Origin of the sequence: Sphingomonas sp. 4RDLI-65, assembly GCF_049472435.1 — a bacterium.
GTDB lineage: Bacteria > Pseudomonadota > Alphaproteobacteria > Sphingomonadales > Sphingomonadaceae > Sphingomonas.
On record NZ_JBCEBT010000001.1, the window covers coordinates 788,389 to 804,946 of the forward strand.

Below are 16,558 nucleotides of genomic sequence, written 5' to 3' on the forward strand. Positions count from 1 at the left end.
CGGGATGCTCTGCCTCAGGCGGGCCCCGCCTCAGGCGGCGATGACCTCGGGCATGAAGATATAGCCGTTGCCGCGGACGGTGCGGATGATCTCGGCGGGGTCGAACTCCTGCAATTTGCGGCGCAGGCGGCTGATGTTGACGTCGATCGTCCGGCCGCCCGCCATCGCCTCGGTACGGCCCGACTGCGCGATCATGTCGTCGCGCGAATGGACCTTTTGCGGCTGCGTGACGAAGGCGTTGAGCAGCTGGAACTCGCCGTCGGTCAGCCGCACCGGCGCGCCGTCGGGGGCATGCAGCGTGCGCATCCGGCAATTGAGCGTCCAGCCGGCGAACGCATAGGTCTCGACACGCGCCGGCCGCGGCGCCTCGCCGGTCGCGACCGACGTATTGGCCGAGACGGGCGCCCCTGCCCCGCGGCGGCGCAATACCGAGCGGATGCGAGCGAGGATCTCGCGCGGGCTGGACGGCTTGGTCACATAGTCGTCGGCGCCGAGCTCGAGCGCGACGACGCGGTCGACCTCGCCTGCGAGCGCGGAGAACATGATCACCGCGGGGGCATCGTCGCTCTGTGTCAGCGTCCGCAACACGGACAGGCCGTCCTCGCCGGGCATCATCATGTCGAGCACGATCAGGTCGCAGGGGTGGCGGCCGAGCCGGGCGCGCAACGCGGCACCGCTCTCGACCGCTTCGGCGCGCAGGCCGTGATCGACGAGGAATTCGGTGAGCAGTTCGCGCAGGCCGGGGTCGTCGTCGACGATGACGACCCGCGCGCCCTGCGCCCCTGCACTGTCGGCGGCGAACGGGTCGGCGGCGAACGGGTCGGCGGCGAACGGATCGGCGCCAAAGGCGGCGGGGGATGGTTCGGGGAAGCCCTGGTGGTTTGCGATCATGACCGCGTTCCTGCATCGCGTGTTTGTCCGGGATATGTCCGGGTAAGACACGCATGTTGCAGTGCGGCAGGGTGGATGCACGTCGTGTTCGGGTTCGTGAGCCGGCGGGGGGCGGCTGGGCAGACGGCGACCGTTTCGGCTGTTGCCTGCGACGCGACGGTAGCGTGTTTCCCCGCGAAGGCGGGGATCCAGACTGGGCTCCGGCCTTCGCGGGAGAACAGGGAAGAGCGGACTGTCGTTCGATTGTGGCCGCGGTCCGGTATTTATTACAGCTGACGGGAGAGGACGAAACAGTCGTTTCGCGTTCCACCCCCTCCGTCAGGCTGAAGCCTGCCACCTCCCCCTTGCGGGGGAGGATAGGTCAGGCCCGCCCTAGAACTTCATGCCCTAGAACTTCACGTTCGTGCTGACGAAGAACGCACGGCCGTACGGGTCGTAGGTCGAAGGGTAGGTGTTCGCCTGTTCCTGGTTGTCGCCCAGGATCGGCGGCTGCTTGTTGAAGATGTTGTTGACGCCGACCGACCAGGTGAAGCCCGGCTTGATGTCGAACGCCGCGGTCAGGTCGAAATAATTGTACGCCTTGATCTTCTCGACCGCATAGACGGTGCCGTTGTCGTCGTCCTTCACCGGCGACAGATAGCGATACAGCACAGACACGGTCACCGGACCGGTCGAATAGGTCGTCCGTGCCGACAGGCGCCATTTCGCATAGGGGTTGCCGCAGGTCTGGCCGAACTTGCCGGCGCAATCGATCGTGAGATCGGGGATCGCCGCAAGCGGGTTATACTCGAAGGCGATCAAGCGCGTGCCGCTGATCCGGAAATCGACCTTGCTGGTGGCGCTGCCGAACGCACCGAAATTGAGCGGCAATGCGTAGCGTGCCTCGAAATCGACGCCGCGGGTGACGACGCCACCGGTGTTCGCCAGCGTGTTGGCGGCATCGGTGATCGCATAGCTGTTGGCGTCGCGCGGCAACGAGGCGCAATAGCTCGAATCATACGGCGTGTAGCCATTGTCCGCATCGCCGTAGCAGGCGCGGATCAGGTTCGTCGTGCCGACCGTCGAGATGTAGTTGGCGATCTTGATCTTGTAATAATCGGCAGTGAACGAGAAGCCGGGCAGGAAGCGCGGCTGGAGGACGATGCCCGCCGTGTACGTGTCGGAGGTTTCCTCGCGCAGCGTGGGGTTGCCGCCGTTGACCGTCTGGATCTGCGTGCTGCCGCCGTCATAGGCGGTGCCGATCAACGCGGCCGGGACGCCGGTCGCAACGCAGCTTGCGTTCAGGTTGGTGTTGGTGAGCGCGACCGCGGTGGTGCAAGGGTCGGTCGCGGACGGGAAGTCCTGCGACGAGCCGCTGTAGAGATCGGAGACGGTCGGTGCGCGGACGGCACGCGAATATTGGCCGCGCAGCGAGATGTCGTTGATCAGCGACCAGACGACGCCGCCCGAATAGGTGTTCACCGATTTCGCCGCGGTCGAATAATAGGAATAGCGGTACGCGCCGTTCACTTCGAGCTTCTTGATGAGCGGGATATCCGCCAGCAACGGCACCGCGACCTCGGTATAGGCTTCCTTGACGTCGTAGCCGCCGCTCAGCCCCTCGCCCGCGTTGAAGCCGACCACGTCGCCCGACGACAGCGAGAAGTCGGGACTGTAGCTGCCATGTTCGCGGCGATATTCGGTACCGAAGACGATGCCGACCGGGCCTGCGCCGAGATCGAACAGGTTGCGGTTCGAGATCGAGGCGCTGGCGACCTGCTCGCTGATCGTGCTGCTGTTCTGCACCGGTATGGTGATGAACGCCGCCGCCGCCGCGCTGATGTTGCCCGCGCCGTAGATGTTGAGCGGGACGCAGCCGTTGCTGGTATCCGAGCAGACCAGGTTGCCGCTGGCGTCGTAGCTGGTGCGGAGTGCCTGCAACACGCGGCTGCGCGAGACGTTGCCGGACTGCGTCTCGATCGATTTGGTGCGCGAATAGCTGTAATAGGCGTCGTAGTTCCAGCCGCCGCCGATATCGCCGTTCGCGCCGAGCACGGTGCGATAGGCAGTGTTGTCGAGGCTCGAGACGCGGTCGCCGACTTCGGTCAGGCGGCGATAGATGGTCGACGTGACATAGCCGTCGCCATCGGTGTCGAGACCCTTGAGCAGCGACTGCGAGCCGGACGAGAGGAACGACGAATCGACGTCGATCGCGACCGAGCCGGTGAACGGCGTCGGCGCCAGCTTGTTCTTGACGCGGTTGTTGATGAACTGGCCCTCGGCATAGATGTTCAGCGCGGGGCTGACCTCGTAATGCGTCTGTGCGCTCATCAGGAACCGCTCCTGCGGGACCTGGAGATAGTTCGACGGCGCATAGTTATAGGCGTCGGTCGCCGAATTATACGCGCTGTAGCTGCCGTCGGTCTCGAACTTGCGGTTGACGCCGCCGATCGCGAATCGCGTGCCCTCGATCGAGCCCGAACCGCCGGCGATCAGATTGCCGTCGCCGTCGTCGACCTGCGCCTGCTTCGAATAATCACGCGCCGACTGGAGGATGCCGTTGCGCTTGGTGTAATCGAAATAGATCGTCGCATTGCCGCGGCCGTCTTCGAAATTGCCGCCGAGCAGCAGGTTGCCGTTGAAGTTGCCGCCATCGCCGGCTTCGTTGATGCGGTAGTTGGCGTTTGCCTGGACGCCGCTGAAGTCCTTCTTCATCACGAAGTTGACCACGCCCGAGATCGCATCCGACCCGTACACCGCCGAACGGCCGCCGGTAACGATGTCGACGCGCTCGATCAGGCCGGCGGGGATCGTGTTGAGATCGACCACCTGGCTCGCGTCATAGGCGACATAGCGACGGTTGTTGACGAGCACGAGCGTACGCGTCGAGCCGAGCCCGCGCAGATCCGCGGTGGCGACGCCGCCGCCGGGATTGTTCGATGCGCCGGTGCTGCTGGGGATCAACTGCGGCAGGTCCTTGAGGACGCTCTCGACGTTGATCTGGCCCGAGAGCGCGATCTCCTTGGCGCTGACCACCGAGATCGGCGATGCCTGCCGCAGGCTCTCGCCGCCGAGGCGCGATCCGGTCACGACGATCGTGTCGCCATCCTCGGGTGCTGCCGGATCGGTCGCTGGATCGGCCTGGGTGGCCAACGGTGCGGCTGCCGGCGCAGCTTGGTCGGCGGACTGTGCCAAGGCTGGCGTGGCGACCCCAAGCAGAAGCGTGGACGCCAGAAGGCGCTTGCGAAAATCCAGACGCATTTCGATACTCCCTGAGCCGCATTCCAGGCACTAGACCCATGTATTGCGGTAATTATTTGCGATTACGGATCGGTTCCGCCTCCTTGGTCTGCGGCCGCCGCCGGGGTTCGACAATGCCTAAATGGTCACCGAAACGTCATCATCTTGAGGTGTTGTAGCGCCGGCACGGTTTGATACGTCGTGTTGCTGGACGGTTACTGTCTAGGACGTGTGGATGACGACCGAGACACATACGCCCCTGGTCTGCACGAACAGGATTTGGGGCACGATATCCGGCGACGGCCCCGCTTCGCCGCCGAACGCGATCCTGCACGTTTGCCGGACGATCCCGTAGCTGGCCGAAAATCCCGTCATTGGAAGGTCGCTCCGCTCGCCATCGCCTTGCTCGGGCTCAGACCCTGCTGTTCGAGGAACTGGTTGAGACCGGCGACGAGATCCTGCGCGGCACCGATGGTCAGCGCGACCCGGCCGACGACGACGCGCTCGACCGACGGCGGCTGGCGCGCATGGTCGCAGCGCGCGCTCTCCAGCGTCAGCACGATGACGCCGTTGAGGTTGGCGAACCCGGCGAGACCGGTCGCGAACACTTCCGGCGCGAAGGGATTGTCGATCAACGCGGGCAGTGTTGGCGACTGGGCTGGCGACGGAATCGAGTCTGACGCCGGAACGCCCTTGATGGCGACGCGCATGTTGATGCTCCTTGCACTTGAACGGTTGAACCCGGGCGGGCTGTTGGCCTTGCGGCGAGCCGGGGCCTAAGGCGCTCGAATGTCCCGGGCATTTCCCCGCGCGACATGCCGGAGACACATCCCGTCGTGGCGTGGGCCGCGTGTTTCACGCCTGTCTTCGAACCGAAACGTCGGAACATTTCGAGGAAACATCCCCCGTCGAAGCGCGCAATTCCACCCCGGAGACGCACGCATGATTTTCGATTTGGGCGCTGGTTCCATGGCCTTGGCCATCGCAGGAACATTCGCCACGGCTCCAAACACCGTACCGCCGCAGGCACCTGTCCCAGCGAGCGAGGTCGCCGCCGGCAAGGTCGCAGCCGACAAAAGCGTGCCGGCGGACACCGCCGCCCGCACCATCAGGACCCTGCGCGTCGAGGGTTCGCAGCGGATCGAGCCGGAAACGGTGCTGAGCTACACCAAGCTGCGGATCGGTGCGCCCTATACCACCGAGACTCTCGACCAGGCGCTGAAGGACCTGCAGGCGAGCGACCTGTTCGCGGACTATTCGATCGCCGGCGTCGCCGACGGCAACATCGTGCTGCGCGTGCGCGAGAACCCAATCGTCAACCGCATCCTGATCGAGGGCAGCAAGGCGCTGAAGAGCGAGAAGATCACCAAGGAGATCAAGCTCGCCCCGCGGCAAATCTTCACCCGCACCGCGGTCCGCCAGGATATCGCACGGATCATCGAACTCTATCGTCGCCAGGGCCGGTTCGCCGCGGTGATCGATCCGAAGATGGTCACGCTCGACCAGAACCGCGTCGACGTCGTGTTCGTGGTCAGCGAGGGGCCGAAGTCGAAGGTCCGCCAGATCAACATCCTCGGCAACGCGATGTTCTCCGACGATCAGGTCCGCGCGCAGATGGCGACCAAGCAGGCGCGGTTCAAACGGCTGCTGTCGTCGGCCACCACCTACGATCAGGATCGCCTCGCCTACGACCAGCAGAAGCTCCGGCAATTCTACCTGACGCAGGGCTATGCCGATTTCCGCGTGACATCCGCGGTGGCGGAACTGACGCCCGACAAGAAGGACTTCATTATCACCTATGTGGTGGAGGAGGGAAAACGCTATAAATTCGGCGACGTGTCGGTCGACAGCCAGATCCGCGAATTCGACGGCAAGAAGCTCGCCGCCACGCTGCCGGTCAAGAAGGGCGACTGGTACAATGCCAAGCTGGTCGAGGATTCGGTCGACTCGATCAGCCAGACCGCCGGCCTGTTCGGCTACGCGTTCAGCGAGGTGAATCCGGAGTTCCAGAAGGATTCCGACACGCTGACGATGGGGATCAACTTCAACATCGCCGAAGCCAAGCGCACCTACGTCGAACGCGTCGAGATCAACGGCAACACGCAGACCAAGGACAAGGTGGTCCGCCGCGAAATCCGCCTCGCCGAGGGCGACGCGTTCAACAGCTTCCAGGTCAAGCGGTCGGAGGACCGGATCAATTCGCTGGGCTATTTCCAGGACAAGATGACGATCAAGCAGTTGCCAGGCTCCGCCCCCGACCGCGTGATCCTCGAAACCAATCTCGAGGAGAAATCGAGCGGCGAGCTGCAATTGTCGGCAGGCTATTCGAGCCTCGAGAGCGTCATCGCCTCGGCCAGCATCACGCAGCGCAATTTTCGCGGCATGGGGCAGGAACTGCGCGCCAGCGCGAGCCTGTCGAGCTATTCGAAGTCGATCAACCTGGGCTTTACCGAGCCGTATCTTTTCGACACCAACGTGGCGTTCGGCGGCGACGTGTTCCGTCGTGATTACAGCTCGTACAACACGACCGGCGACAGCGACAGCTCGACCTACGAACAGGTCTCGACCGGCTTCCAGATCCGCGCCGCGGTGCCGCTGACCGAATATTGGTCCGCCACCGCACGTTACGGGCTGTCCTACGATCAGGTGACGCTCGACGAGGACACCTATTACACCAACGGCGTCTGCGATTCCGCGATCGCCGGCCAGTATCTGTGCGACGCGGTCGGCAACCGCTGGACCTCGTCGATCGGCTATTCGCTGGTGTTCGACAACACCAACAGTCGCGTCCGGCCGACCAAGGGCAGCAAGTTCAGCGTCAGCCAGGATTTCGCCGGGCTCGGCGGCGACACCAAATACATCCGCAGCACCGCCAACTACACCAAGTACATGGATCTCGGATCGAGCTTCATCCTGTCGGCGCATGCCGAGGGCGGCTATATCAAGGGCCTTGGCCAGGACGTGCGGCTGACCGATCGCTTCTATCTCGGCGATCCGCAGATGCGCGGCTTCGACATCCGCGGCGTCGGCCCGCGCGTGACCCGCACCACGTACGACACGACGACGATCCCGGCGACCGTGTCGAGCTCCAGCACGACCAGCCAGACCGCGCTTGGCGGCACCACCTATTACCAGGCGCGGCTCGAACTCGAACTGCCGATGGGCTCCGGCGCGCGCGAGATGGGCCTGCGCCCGTCGATCTACATGGACGTCGGGGCGGTCTTCGGCGGCAAGACGCCGACGCTGACGGATACCTGCGCCACCGCCAACGCCACCTCGGTCGCGTGCGTCGCCGGCACGCGGCAATACACCAATACCGCGGGCGACCTGCTGTATCTCGATTCGAGCGGAGCCAGCACCACCACCAACACCGGCACGCCGTACACCTATTCGCTGGGCAGCTATACGGAGACCTATTCGGGCAACACCGCCAGCCCGCGCCTGTCGGTCGGCATCGGCGTCAACTGGACCTCGCCGTTCGGCCCGCTGCGGATCGATCTGGCCAAGGCGCTGTTGAAGGCGTCGGGCGACGACAGCAAGCTGATCACGTTCAACGTCGGCGGGCAGTTCTAGGCAGGGTTCCACATCCGCGATCCTCCCCCCGCCAGGGGGGAGGATTGTGGTGTGAGCCTGAGGAACGACGGCCTGCTGCGACCTTCAGCCCCGCTCCGCCCGCGCGTCACCCTCTCCCTCGACGCCCGCGCTGCCGATCGACCGGTCGATCATGCCCGACCGGCTCATCCACCAGAACAGCACGACGCCCGGGACCGCGAGCACGGTGGTCAGCAGGTAGAAGTCGACATAGCCGAATGCCTCGATCAAGGCGCCGGCGGTGGTGCCGGTGACGATCCGCCCGACGATGCTCGCCGCTGCCGAGATCAGCGCGAACTGTGCCGCGGTGAAGCGGAGGTCGCACAACGCGGAGAAATACGCGATCACGACGACGCCGCCAAACCCGCTCGATGCATTCTCGAAGCCGATCGCGGCCGCCATGCCGAAGTTCGAATGCCCTGCCGCCGCCAGTGCCGCGAACGACAGGTTCGACACGCCCATCAGCACAAGCGACAACAGCACCGATCGCTTCATCCCCATGCGCGCATACAGGATGCCGCCGATGAAGATGCCGACCAGATACGCGATGAAGCCGATCCCGACGTCGTAGAATGCGATCTCGTCACCGGTGAAGCCGAGGTCGTCGAACAGCAACCGCAGCGTCAAATTGGCCAGCGTATCGCCGACCTTGAAGATCAGGATGAACGCGAGGACGACGAACGCCCCCTCGCGCGAGAAGAACTGGACGAACGGCCCCCAGATCGCGCGGAACCCCTCGGCGAGACCACGCCGTTCAATCGGCGGACGGCGGCGTTCGGGCTCGCCCAGCGCCAAGCCCGCCAATACCGCCGGCAACGCGAATACCACGCACGCCAGATAGGCTGCGTTCCAGCCAGCCCGTTCGGCGACCACCAACGCCAGCGCGCCCGATCCCGCCGAACCGATCCGCCAGCCATATTGGCTCATGCCCGATCCGACGCCCAATTGGCGCGGCTCGAGCGTCTCGATCCGGAATGCATCGATCACGACGTCGAAGGTCGCGCCCGCCGCGCCGACCAAAATCGCCGCGGTTGCGGTCGAGGCGATGCTGGCCGCCGGGTCGATCAGGGCCAGATTGACCACCGCGGCGACGACCAGCGCGGCGGTGACGATCAGCCACGAGACGCGCTGGCCCAGCCGTCCGATGATCGGAAGCCGAACGCCATCGACCACCCAGGCCCACAGGAATTTCAGATTATAGACGAGGAAGGCGAGGCTGAACGCGGTGACCGTCTTCTTGTCGATCCCGCTCGCCGCCAGCCGCGTGGTCAGCGTCGCCCCGATCATCGCGTAGGGAAAACCCGACGAAATACCGAGCGCGAGCGCAGCCAGCGGCGCCTTTTCGACATACGGCCGAAACCCGTCGCTCCAGCGTTTGCCTTCGGTTCCGTCCATCGCACTTACGCTCCCACTCGCTTGCGCGGACCCTAACGGGAAATCGCGACCGCGCTACCCGTCAGGCGATGGAAGGCGGCAAACGTCAGGCTTTTGCCTCGAACAACGTGAACCCCGACGGCACGCGCTTGGGCTTCTTGCCGCCGATCATCGCCTCGATCGCCTCGATCGCAGCGATCAGGTCGCGGGGGGCATAGGGCTTGGCCATGCAACCGGCGGCGAGCGTGGTCGCCTCGACCGGGCAGCTTCCGGTCACGAACATCACCGGTACGCCCTTGGCATGCGCCGCGCGCGCGACGTCGATGCCGGAGCCGTCCGCGAGGTTCACGTCGACCAGCACCAGGTCGATCACCACGTCGCTCGCCAGGATCGGCAGCGCTTCGGCGACCCGGTCGATCGTCGCGACGATCGTAAAATCCGCCTCGGCCAGGAAATATTCGGTATCGAATGCCACCAGCGGCTCGTCCTCGACGACGAGGAGCCGGACGATCTGCCGCTTCTTCTTCCCGAACAACATTGCAGAAAGGCCCCCGGACGCGCGCGAAAGGTCGTTACGCTTGCGGGTGTTAACGCACCGCAGCACGAACGGACGCAAATATTTTCGCGCTGGCGGCCGATCCATAGTATCAGCCGCGCCATGACGACTTCAAAAGACGATAACCCGACTGCCAGCCCGTCGCCCGACGCGCCTGCAACTCCTGCAACACCGGTAAAAGGCGACCGTATCGCCAAGCTGCTCGCCCGCGCCGGGATCGCCTCGCGCCGCGATATCGAGCGGATGATCGCCGAGGGGCGAGTCGCGCTCAACGGCTCCACGCTCGACACGCCCGCGACCATCCTGCGCAATCTCAACGGCGTGACGGTCGACGGCGATCCGGTCGAGGCGCCGAGCGCGGCGCGGCTGTTCCTGTATCACAAGCCGACCGGCTTGCTCGTCACCGAGCGCGACCCCGCGGGACGCACGACGATCTACGATCGCCTGCCGCAGGACCTGCCACGGCTGGTGCCGGTCGGTCGGCTCGATCTCAACACCGAGGGGCTGTTGCTGATGACCACCGACGGTGGGCTCAAGCGTCAGCTCGAACTGCCCGCGACGGGTGTCGAGCGTGCCTATCGCGCGCGCGCTTATGGTAACATCACGCAGCCGCAGCTCGAGGAACTGATCGAGGGGATCGAGATCGAGGGCGTGCGCTACGGCTCGATCAACGCGAATATCGAGCGTCGCACCGGTGCGAACGTGTGGATCGAGATGATCCTGACCGAGGGCAAGAACCGCGAAGTCCGCCGCGTTCTGGAGCATCTCGGGCTACAGGTCTCGCGCCTGATCCGGACGCGCTACGGCCCGTTCGTGCTCGGCGACCTGCCGCCCGGGCAGATCGGCGAAGTGCTGCAGCACGACGTCGTCGCGTTCCAGAAGGAACTGGCGAAGGGACGACCCGAGGGTCCGGGCGCGCGCGCCAACATCGGGATCAGCGCGAGTGCCGGCGCGGGAGCCGGGATCGGTGCGCGGTCCAGCCAGCGGGGCAGCAATGCACCGCGACCTGCCGCAACGGCACGACCTGCTACGGGTGCGCGGCCTGCCGCTGGCGGTGCACGGGCGCCCGTCCGGAGCCCGTACACGGCGCCGGCAAGCTCGGGGTTCTCCAGCGGCACCGTGCCGACCGATCGTCCGTCACGGCCTGCACGGCCCGAGCGGATCCGTCCGACTGCGGCGATGCAGCGCGGCGACGTCAACGATCCTTGGGCGCGGCCGGATGCGCGCAATGCCGCTCGGCCGTCGGGCACGCATCACGCCCGGCCGACGAGTGGCGAAATGTCCAAGCCCTATGTCCGCCAGGAACGGGCGGATCGCGGCGAGGAACTGAGCACCAGCCCGAAGATCAAGCATTTCCGCGCCGCCAAGCCGCCACGGGATCGCGCAGCCCCGTCGCGAGTCGGCGCCGGTGGCACCGTGACGCCACGTCGCGCGGAAACCCCACAGCGTCAGGAGCCGCAACGTGGCTTCCGTCCGCAGGCCGATGATTCGCGCGGCCGCAGTTCGCTCGACAAACGCGCCGCGCGCAGTGCTTCCGGGCGTCCGGGTGCAGAGCCACGGCCGGTGCGCGATGCGCCGGCACGGCCTGAGCGGGGGACTCGTCCTGCGGCGCCCGGCAAGGGTCCGTCGGGAGGGCGCGGTCATCCGCCCCGTGCACCACGTGGAGGGAAGCGCTGATGCGTATCATCGCAGGGCAGTATCGCGGCCGTCAGATCGCCGCACCCAAGGGTGACACCACCCGCCCGACCGCAGACCGGATGCGCGAGACGTTGTTCTCGATGCTGACGAGCCGCGTTGGCAGCTTCGACGGGTTGGCGGTCGCCGACCTGTTCGCCGGCTCGGGCGCGCTCGGGATCGAGGCACTCTCGCGCGGCGCGGCGACGTGCATGTTCGTCGAATCGGACAAGCTGGCGGTCGATGCGCTGAAGGCCAACCTCGCCAAGCTGGAGATCCGCGGCGATGTCCGCGCCACCTCGGTAATGGCGCTCGGGCCGGCACCAGCGCCGCTCGACGTGATCCTGATGGACCCGCCCTACGCCACCGGTGCCGGACTGGTCGCGCTCGACAAGCTGTCGCGGCTGGGTTGGGTCGGGCCGGCGACGTGGATCAGCCTCGAAACGGCCAAGGCCGAAGTCGTCGAACTGGCCGGCTTCGAGGTCGACGCCACGCGCGTGCACGGCAAGGCGCGGCTGACGCTGCTCCGTCCCGCCTGAAGTGTTCTCCCGCGAAGGCGGGAGCCCAGACTGGGCTCCCGCCTTCGCGGGAGAACATACTAGTTCTGCGGGGTGCGGCCCAGAATCAGTAGCCCGCCGAGACTCAACACCCCCGCCGCCATCAGATATCCGCCGACCAGCCATAGGCCATGTGGCGCCAGCGCCTCCGCCACGATCGGCGCGAGCGCACCGCCGAGCACGCCGCCAAGATTGAACGTCATCGACACGCCGGTGTAGCGCACCCCCGCCGGGAACAGGCTCGGCAGCCATCCGCCGAGCGGCCCATAGGCAAACCCCATCACGAACAGCGCGCCCGACAGCCACAGCCACACCGTGAAGAGTGATCCCGAGCCCAGCATCGGCCCCATCAGCGCGCCGACCCCAATGCACCCGGCAAACCCGATCGCCAGCATTCGCGCGGCGGAATGCCGGTCGGCCAGCACGCTCGCCACGATCACGCCCCCTGCGAGAAACCAGATCGCGACCAGTTCGACCGCGAGGAACGCCTCGCGCGAATAGCCGAGCGTCTTGGTGCCGTAGCCAAGCGCGAATGCGGTCGCGAGGTAGAACAGCGCAAAGCATGCGATGACGCCGAACGTGCCGGCTAGCGTCGCGCGGAGGTGCTTCGTCAGCAACGTCGCGATCGGCACCTTGGGCAGCGCCTCCGTCGCCTCGGCTTCGAGGAACGCCGGCGTTTCGGTCAGCTTCAACCGCACCCACAGCCCGAGCCCGACAAGGATAGCGCTCAGCAGGAACGGGATCCGCCAGCCCCACGCGACGAACTGCGCGTCGTCCAGCACCAGGCCGATCAGCAGGAACAGCCCGTTCGCGGCGAGGAAGCCGACCGGAGCGCCGAGCGGCGGGAACATGCCCCAGGTGTTCTTGCGATGCGGCGGCGCATTCTCGACCGCGAGCAACGCCGCCCCGCCCCATTCGCCACCCAGCCCGAGCCCCTGCCCCAGCCGCATCAGGCAAAGCAACGCGGGCGCGATCCAGCCGACCTGCGCATAGGTCGGCAGGAACGCAATCCCGACGGTCGATCCACCCATCAGCAACAGCGACGCGACCAGCGTCGACTTGCGCCCGACCCGGTCGCCGAAATGTCCGAACACGATCGCCCCGACCGGCCGCGCGACGAACGCGAGGCCGAACGTCGCATAGCTCAGCAGCAACTGCGCCGAGTCCGACTGCCCGGCGAAGAACAACGGTCCGAACACGAGCGCCGCGGCGGTCGCATAGATGTAGAAGTCGTAGAACTCGACCGCGGTGCCGACCAGGCTGGCGGCGAGGATGCGGCGGTTGGAGGCTAAAGTCGTCATGGTCACGGCATCGCCGCGGAGGCCGTTCCGGTCAACCGATTGCCGCAACCGGTCCTCCCCTGGCGGGGGAAGATTAACCTACGCTGGAAGGACAATCCGGGCGACAAGCCCCGGCGCATTGTCGGCGAGTTCGAAATGGCCGTCATGCAGCCGCGCGACTGCTTCGATCAGCGCCATGCCGAGGCCGGCGCCCGGCGTGGAGCGTGCGCTGTCGAGGCGGCCGAAACGTTTCAGCGCCTGCGCGCGGTCGGCGGCGGCGATGCCCGGGCCACGGTCCTCGACCTGGATCGCGACGCCGTCGGTGCGGTGGACGATCCGCAGCGTGACCTCGCCGCCCCCCGCACCGTGCCGGAGCGCGTTGTCGATCAGATTGGTGATCGCTTGGCTGATGAGCTCGCGGTGGAGCTTCATCGGCGGTGGACGGTCGTCGATCGCGATTGTGAACACGAGCCCGGCATCCTCTGCGACCGGCGCATAGAGCTCGCCGATTTCCTCCAGAAGATCGGCGGGCGACACCTCGATGAAACGGTCGCGCGAGACCGAGCCCGAGCGGCTGATCTCGATCACCATCGTCAGCATCCGCATGACCAGGTCGGTCTCGACCAGCAGACCGCCGAGCGCCGCCTCGCGCGCGTCCGGATCGGCAATCAACACCGCCTGCTCGGTCTTGGTGCGCAGCCGAGCCAGCGGAGAGCGAAGATCGTGCGCCAGGCTGTCGGTGACGATCCGCAGCTCGGCCATCACGCCTTCGAGCTTGCCAAGCATGACATTGAGCCGCGCGGCTAGGCGGTCGAACGCGTCTCCGCCGCCCGCGATCATATCGACGCGCCGAGAAAGGTCGCCCTCGCCCGCCGCCTCGATCGCCTTGGCGATACCATCGAGCCGGCGACTGACGTAGCGCGTGAGCACCAGCCCGCCGATCACGCCGAGCGCCAGCGACAGGAAAACCGCCACCGCAAGCGCACGTTCAATCGCACGCTCCTCCGCCGCAATCAAATCCAGGTTACGACCGGTGAGCAGCCAGTAATCGCCCAGCGGGTGAAGCGCGTAACCGGTCTCTCGCGCGGACCAGAGTTCATCGGAGCCGAGCCGCGCGATCCGGAACTGCGTGATGCGGAGCGGCACGGCGAGACGCGCGGGCGAGATGCCGACGACCGCGCGGCCCTTGGGATCGATCACCGCCAGCACCAACGAGACGTCGCCGGGAACGACCGCGCTATCGATCGCCTGACGAACCGCGGTCAGTCCACCGCTTCGCCACACCGCGCGCAAGGCCTCGGATTGTTCGGTAGTCTCTCGGCGTATCGCATCGATCGCGTCGGCACTGGTAGTCTTCCAGACGAAGCCGACCAGCGCGAGGTTGGACACCAGCGCCAGCGCGATCGACAGGAGGGCGATCCGCGCCGTTACCGAAAGGCGGATCACCATCCCGAATCAGCCTTCGACGGCGAGCCGGTATCCTGCCCCGCGCACCGTGTGCAGGATCGGCGTCGGGAAGCCATCCTCGAGCTTGCGACGGAGACGACCGATATGGACGTCGACTACGTTCGAGCCCGGGTCGAAATGATAATTCCAAATCTTCTCGAGCATCATCGTCCGCGTGACGACCTGTCCGGCGTGGCGTGCCAAGAATTCGAGCAGGTTGAATTCGCGGGCGCCGAGTGGGATCGAGCGGCCGGCGCGCGACACGGCGCGGGCGAGCAGGTCGATCTCGAGGTCACCGACAGAGAGCTTGGTCTTCTGCGGCTCGGTCGCGGCGCGGTCGGAGCGGCGGAGCATCGCCTCGATCCGGGCGGAGAGTTCGGCGAACGAGAACGGCTTGCAGAGGTAATCGTCGGCACCGGCCTTCAGGCCATCGACGCGGTCGTCGACGGCGGCGAGTGCGGACAGGATCAGGACGGGGGTGGCGATGCCCGCGGCGCGAATCGCGCTGACCATCGACAGGCCATCGAGGCCGGGCAGCATGCGGTCTGCGATGATGAGGTCAAAGATGCCTTCGCTGGCGAGGAACAGGCCGTCGCGACCGTCTGCACAAGCCTCGATCGCGTGGCCGGCCTCGGCCAGACCTTTGGCAAGATAGGCGGATGTCGAGGCGTCATCCTCGACGATCAGAATCTTGCGGCTCAACGCGCTATCACCTTCCCTGCCTCTGAAATCAGTCACTATCTCCTGCCCTCATAAACGGAAAGGCCGGCGGAAAGAAGTCTTCCCACCGGCCCCCACGGTACCCCCGGGAGTGACGGGCACCGATCTCTGGAAACGCGTACGGCCGTTGCTGGCCACGGGTTGGTTCTAGGATCGGGCGGGGGTCAGGGCGATGACCGAGGGGTGACAATTTCGTCATGTTGGTGGGTGTTTTTATGCGGGTCGCGGCGAGAGCAACGCGAAGGCGAGGCGAAGGCGGTATTGCCCCGCGTTGTGGGATCAGGCCAGCAAAGCGCTCCGGCGATACGTCCCGGCCCCTTCTCGTTATCCCGGCGAACGCCGGGACCCACGGATACGGCGGACCATGCGTTAGCTTGCAACCACCACCAACTCCGCAACCATGGGTCCCGGCGTTCGCCGGGATGACGGAGTGGGGGGAGAAAAGCGTAAGAGAGGGAGACGTAAGATCGTGACGCCCGGTGCCGTGTTCCCCCGCGAAGGCGAAGGCCCAGCCTGGGCCCCCGCCTTCGCGGGGGAACACGCCTACTTACGCCTATTACTTGTCGAGGATCGCGGCGATCGCCGCGCCGACATGCGCAATGTCCGCCATGCCGTCGACGCGGTGGACCAGCCCCTGGGAGTCGTAGATCGGAAGGATCGGGGCGGTCTTCGCGCGGTATTCGGCCATGCGGTTGTGGACCGTCTCGGCGTTGTCGTCGGGCCGGCGCTTGAACTCGGTCGAGCCGCAGACGTCGCAGACGCCTGCCACGACCGGCTTCTTGTAGCGATCGTGATACCCCGTGCCGCACTTGGCGCAGGTGTAGCGGCCGACGACGCGGTCGATCAGCGCGGCTTCGTCGACGCCCAACTCGATCACGTAATCGAGCGTACGACCGCGATCGGCAAGCAGACCGTCGAGCGCTTCCGCCTGCGCGGCCGTGCGCGGATAGCCGTCGAAGATGACGCCATTCGCGGTGTCCGGCTGGTCGAGACGTTCGCCGATGATGCCCGACACGATCTCGTCCGAGACGAGACCGCCCGATTCCATCACCGACTTCGCCTGAAGGCCGACCGGCGTTCCGGCGGCGACCGCTGCGCGCAGCATGTCGCCGGTCGAAAGCTGCACCATGCCGCGCTCGCTGACGAGCGTGGCGGCTTGCGTGCCCTTGCCCGCGCCGGGCGGACCAAGAAGGATGATATTCACGAAACGCACTCCCCTCGTTCGTGCAGGATTTTTACCGCGTTAGACG

General features: G+C 66.0%; 13 protein-coding genes. 3 read left to right on the forward strand and 10 right to left on the reverse strand.

Annotation, left to right across the window (positions count from 1 at the left end; all coding sequences use genetic code 11):
* Positions 1–30 precede the first annotated feature (30 nt).
* The 4 genes from VH567_RS03360 to VH567_RS03375 all read right to left on the reverse strand — a co-directional run bounded on the left by VH567_RS03360 (position 31) and on the right by VH567_RS03375 (position 4,820).
* The gene (locus VH567_RS03360) at positions 31–891 is read right to left on the reverse strand and encodes a response regulator (RefSeq protein ID WP_423323157.1); all 861 of its coding nucleotides are present in this window, start codon (positions 889–891) and stop codon (positions 31–33) included.
* 387 nt (positions 892–1,278) lie between these two features.
* Positions 1,279–4,131 (reverse strand): TonB-dependent receptor, encoded by a 2,853-nt coding sequence (locus VH567_RS03365; protein WP_423323159.1) that lies wholly within the window; start codon positions 4,129–4,131, stop codon positions 1,279–1,281.
* Between the two features lie 201 nt (positions 4,132–4,332).
* Positions 4,333–4,485 (reverse strand): hypothetical protein, encoded by a 153-nt coding sequence (locus tag VH567_RS03370; protein WP_423323161.1) that lies wholly within the window; start codon positions 4,483–4,485, stop codon positions 4,333–4,335.
* Positions 4,482–4,820 (reverse strand): hypothetical protein, encoded by a 339-nt coding sequence (locus VH567_RS03375; protein ID WP_423323163.1) that lies wholly within the window; start codon positions 4,818–4,820, stop codon positions 4,482–4,484. The genes VH567_RS03370 and VH567_RS03375 overlap by 4 nt, the downstream gene beginning before the upstream one ends.
* Positions 4,821–5,079: 259 nt before the next feature.
* On the opposite strand from VH567_RS03375, the gene bamA reads away from it, so the two are divergent.
* Positions 5,080–7,683 carry an outer membrane protein assembly factor BamA gene (bamA, locus tag VH567_RS03380; protein WP_423323165.1) on the forward strand — a complete coding sequence of 868 codons (2,604 nt, stop codon included), beginning with the start codon at positions 5,080–5,082 and terminating at the stop codon, positions 7,681–7,683.
* 84 nt (positions 7,684–7,767) lie between these two features.
* On the opposite strand, the gene VH567_RS03385 is transcribed toward bamA, so the two are convergent.
* Together VH567_RS03385 and VH567_RS03390 are read right to left on the reverse strand one after the other, a co-directional pair.
* On the reverse strand, positions 7,768–9,096 hold the full coding sequence (locus VH567_RS03385) for an AmpG family muropeptide MFS transporter (RefSeq protein WP_423323167.1): 1,329 nt from the start codon (positions 9,094–9,096) through the stop codon (positions 7,768–7,770).
* Positions 9,097–9,181: 85 nt separating this feature from the next.
* On the reverse strand, positions 9,182–9,613 hold the full coding sequence (locus tag VH567_RS03390; RefSeq protein ID WP_423323169.1) for a response regulator: 432 nt from the start codon (positions 9,611–9,613) through the stop codon (positions 9,182–9,184).
* Positions 9,614–9,733: 120 nt separating this feature from the next.
* Between VH567_RS03390 and VH567_RS03395 the strand changes: the two genes are divergently transcribed.
* Together VH567_RS03395 and rsmD are read left to right on the forward strand one after the other, a co-directional pair.
* Positions 9,734–11,308: a pseudouridine synthase gene (locus tag VH567_RS03395; RefSeq protein WP_423323171.1), complete on the forward strand. Its 1,575-nt coding sequence runs from the start codon at positions 9,734–9,736 to the stop codon at positions 11,306–11,308.
* Positions 11,308–11,844 (forward strand): 16S rRNA (guanine(966)-N(2))-methyltransferase RsmD, encoded by a 537-nt coding sequence (gene rsmD, locus VH567_RS03400; RefSeq protein ID WP_423323173.1) that lies wholly within the window; start codon positions 11,308–11,310, stop codon positions 11,842–11,844. The genes VH567_RS03395 and rsmD overlap by 1 nt, the downstream gene beginning before the upstream one ends.
* Before the next feature lie 59 nt (positions 11,845–11,903).
* Here rsmD and VH567_RS03405 read toward each other — a convergent pair whose 3' ends face one another.
* The 4 genes from VH567_RS03405 to VH567_RS03420 all read right to left on the reverse strand — a co-directional run bounded on the left by VH567_RS03405 (position 11,904) and on the right by VH567_RS03420 (position 16,512).
* Positions 11,904–13,163, reverse strand: a complete 1,260-nt coding sequence (locus VH567_RS03405; protein WP_423323175.1) for an MFS transporter — start codon at positions 13,161–13,163, stop codon at positions 11,904–11,906.
* 78 nt (positions 13,164–13,241) lie between these two features.
* Positions 13,242–14,591, reverse strand: coding sequence for an ATP-binding protein (locus VH567_RS03410; protein ID WP_423323177.1), 1,350 nt, complete (start codon positions 14,589–14,591; stop codon positions 13,242–13,244).
* A gap of 6 nt (positions 14,592–14,597) precedes the next feature.
* Complete coding sequence (locus VH567_RS03415) at positions 14,598–15,290, reverse strand: response regulator transcription factor (protein ID WP_353468787.1); 693 nt, start codon at positions 15,288–15,290, stop codon at positions 14,598–14,600.
* Between the two features lie 574 nt (positions 15,291–15,864).
* A complete protein-coding gene (locus VH567_RS03420) occupies positions 15,865–16,512 on the reverse strand; it encodes an adenylate kinase (protein WP_423323179.1) in 648 nt (215 codons plus the stop codon).
* Positions 16,513–16,558 lie beyond the last annotated feature (46 nt).

What these genes read in the sequence shown, in the direction of transcription:
- VH567_RS03360 (WP_423323157.1), bottom strand. Translation starts at nt 891, where the DNA reads ATGATCGCAAACCACCAGGGCTTCCCCGAACCATCCCCCGCCGCCTTT.
- VH567_RS03365 (WP_423323159.1), bottom strand. Translation starts at nt 4,131, where the DNA reads ATGCGTCTGGATTTTCGCAAGCGCCTTCTGGCGTCCACGCTTCTGCTT.
- VH567_RS03370 (WP_423323161.1), bottom strand. Translation starts at nt 4,485, where the DNA reads ATGACGGGATTTTCGGCCAGCTACGGGATCGTCCGGCAAACGTGCAGG.
- VH567_RS03375 (WP_423323163.1), bottom strand. Translation starts at nt 4,820, where the DNA reads ATGCGCGTCGCCATCAAGGGCGTTCCGGCGTCAGACTCGATTCCGTCG.
- bamA (WP_423323165.1), top strand. Translation starts at nt 5,080, where the DNA reads ATGGCCTTGGCCATCGCAGGAACATTCGCCACGGCTCCAAACACCGTA.
- VH567_RS03385 (WP_423323167.1), bottom strand. Translation starts at nt 9,096, where the DNA reads ATGGACGGAACCGAAGGCAAACGCTGGAGCGACGGGTTTCGGCCGTAT.
- VH567_RS03390 (WP_423323169.1), bottom strand. Translation starts at nt 9,613, where the DNA reads ATGTTGTTCGGGAAGAAGAAGCGGCAGATCGTCCGGCTCCTCGTCGTC.
- VH567_RS03395 (WP_423323171.1), top strand. Translation starts at nt 9,734, where the DNA reads ATGACGACTTCAAAAGACGATAACCCGACTGCCAGCCCGTCGCCCGAC.
- rsmD (WP_423323173.1), top strand. Translation starts at nt 11,308, where the DNA reads ATGCGTATCATCGCAGGGCAGTATCGCGGCCGTCAGATCGCCGCACCC.
- VH567_RS03405 (WP_423323175.1), bottom strand. Translation starts at nt 13,163, where the DNA reads ATGACGACTTTAGCCTCCAACCGCCGCATCCTCGCCGCCAGCCTGGTC.
- VH567_RS03410 (WP_423323177.1), bottom strand. Translation starts at nt 14,591, where the DNA reads ATGGTGATCCGCCTTTCGGTAACGGCGCGGATCGCCCTCCTGTCGATC.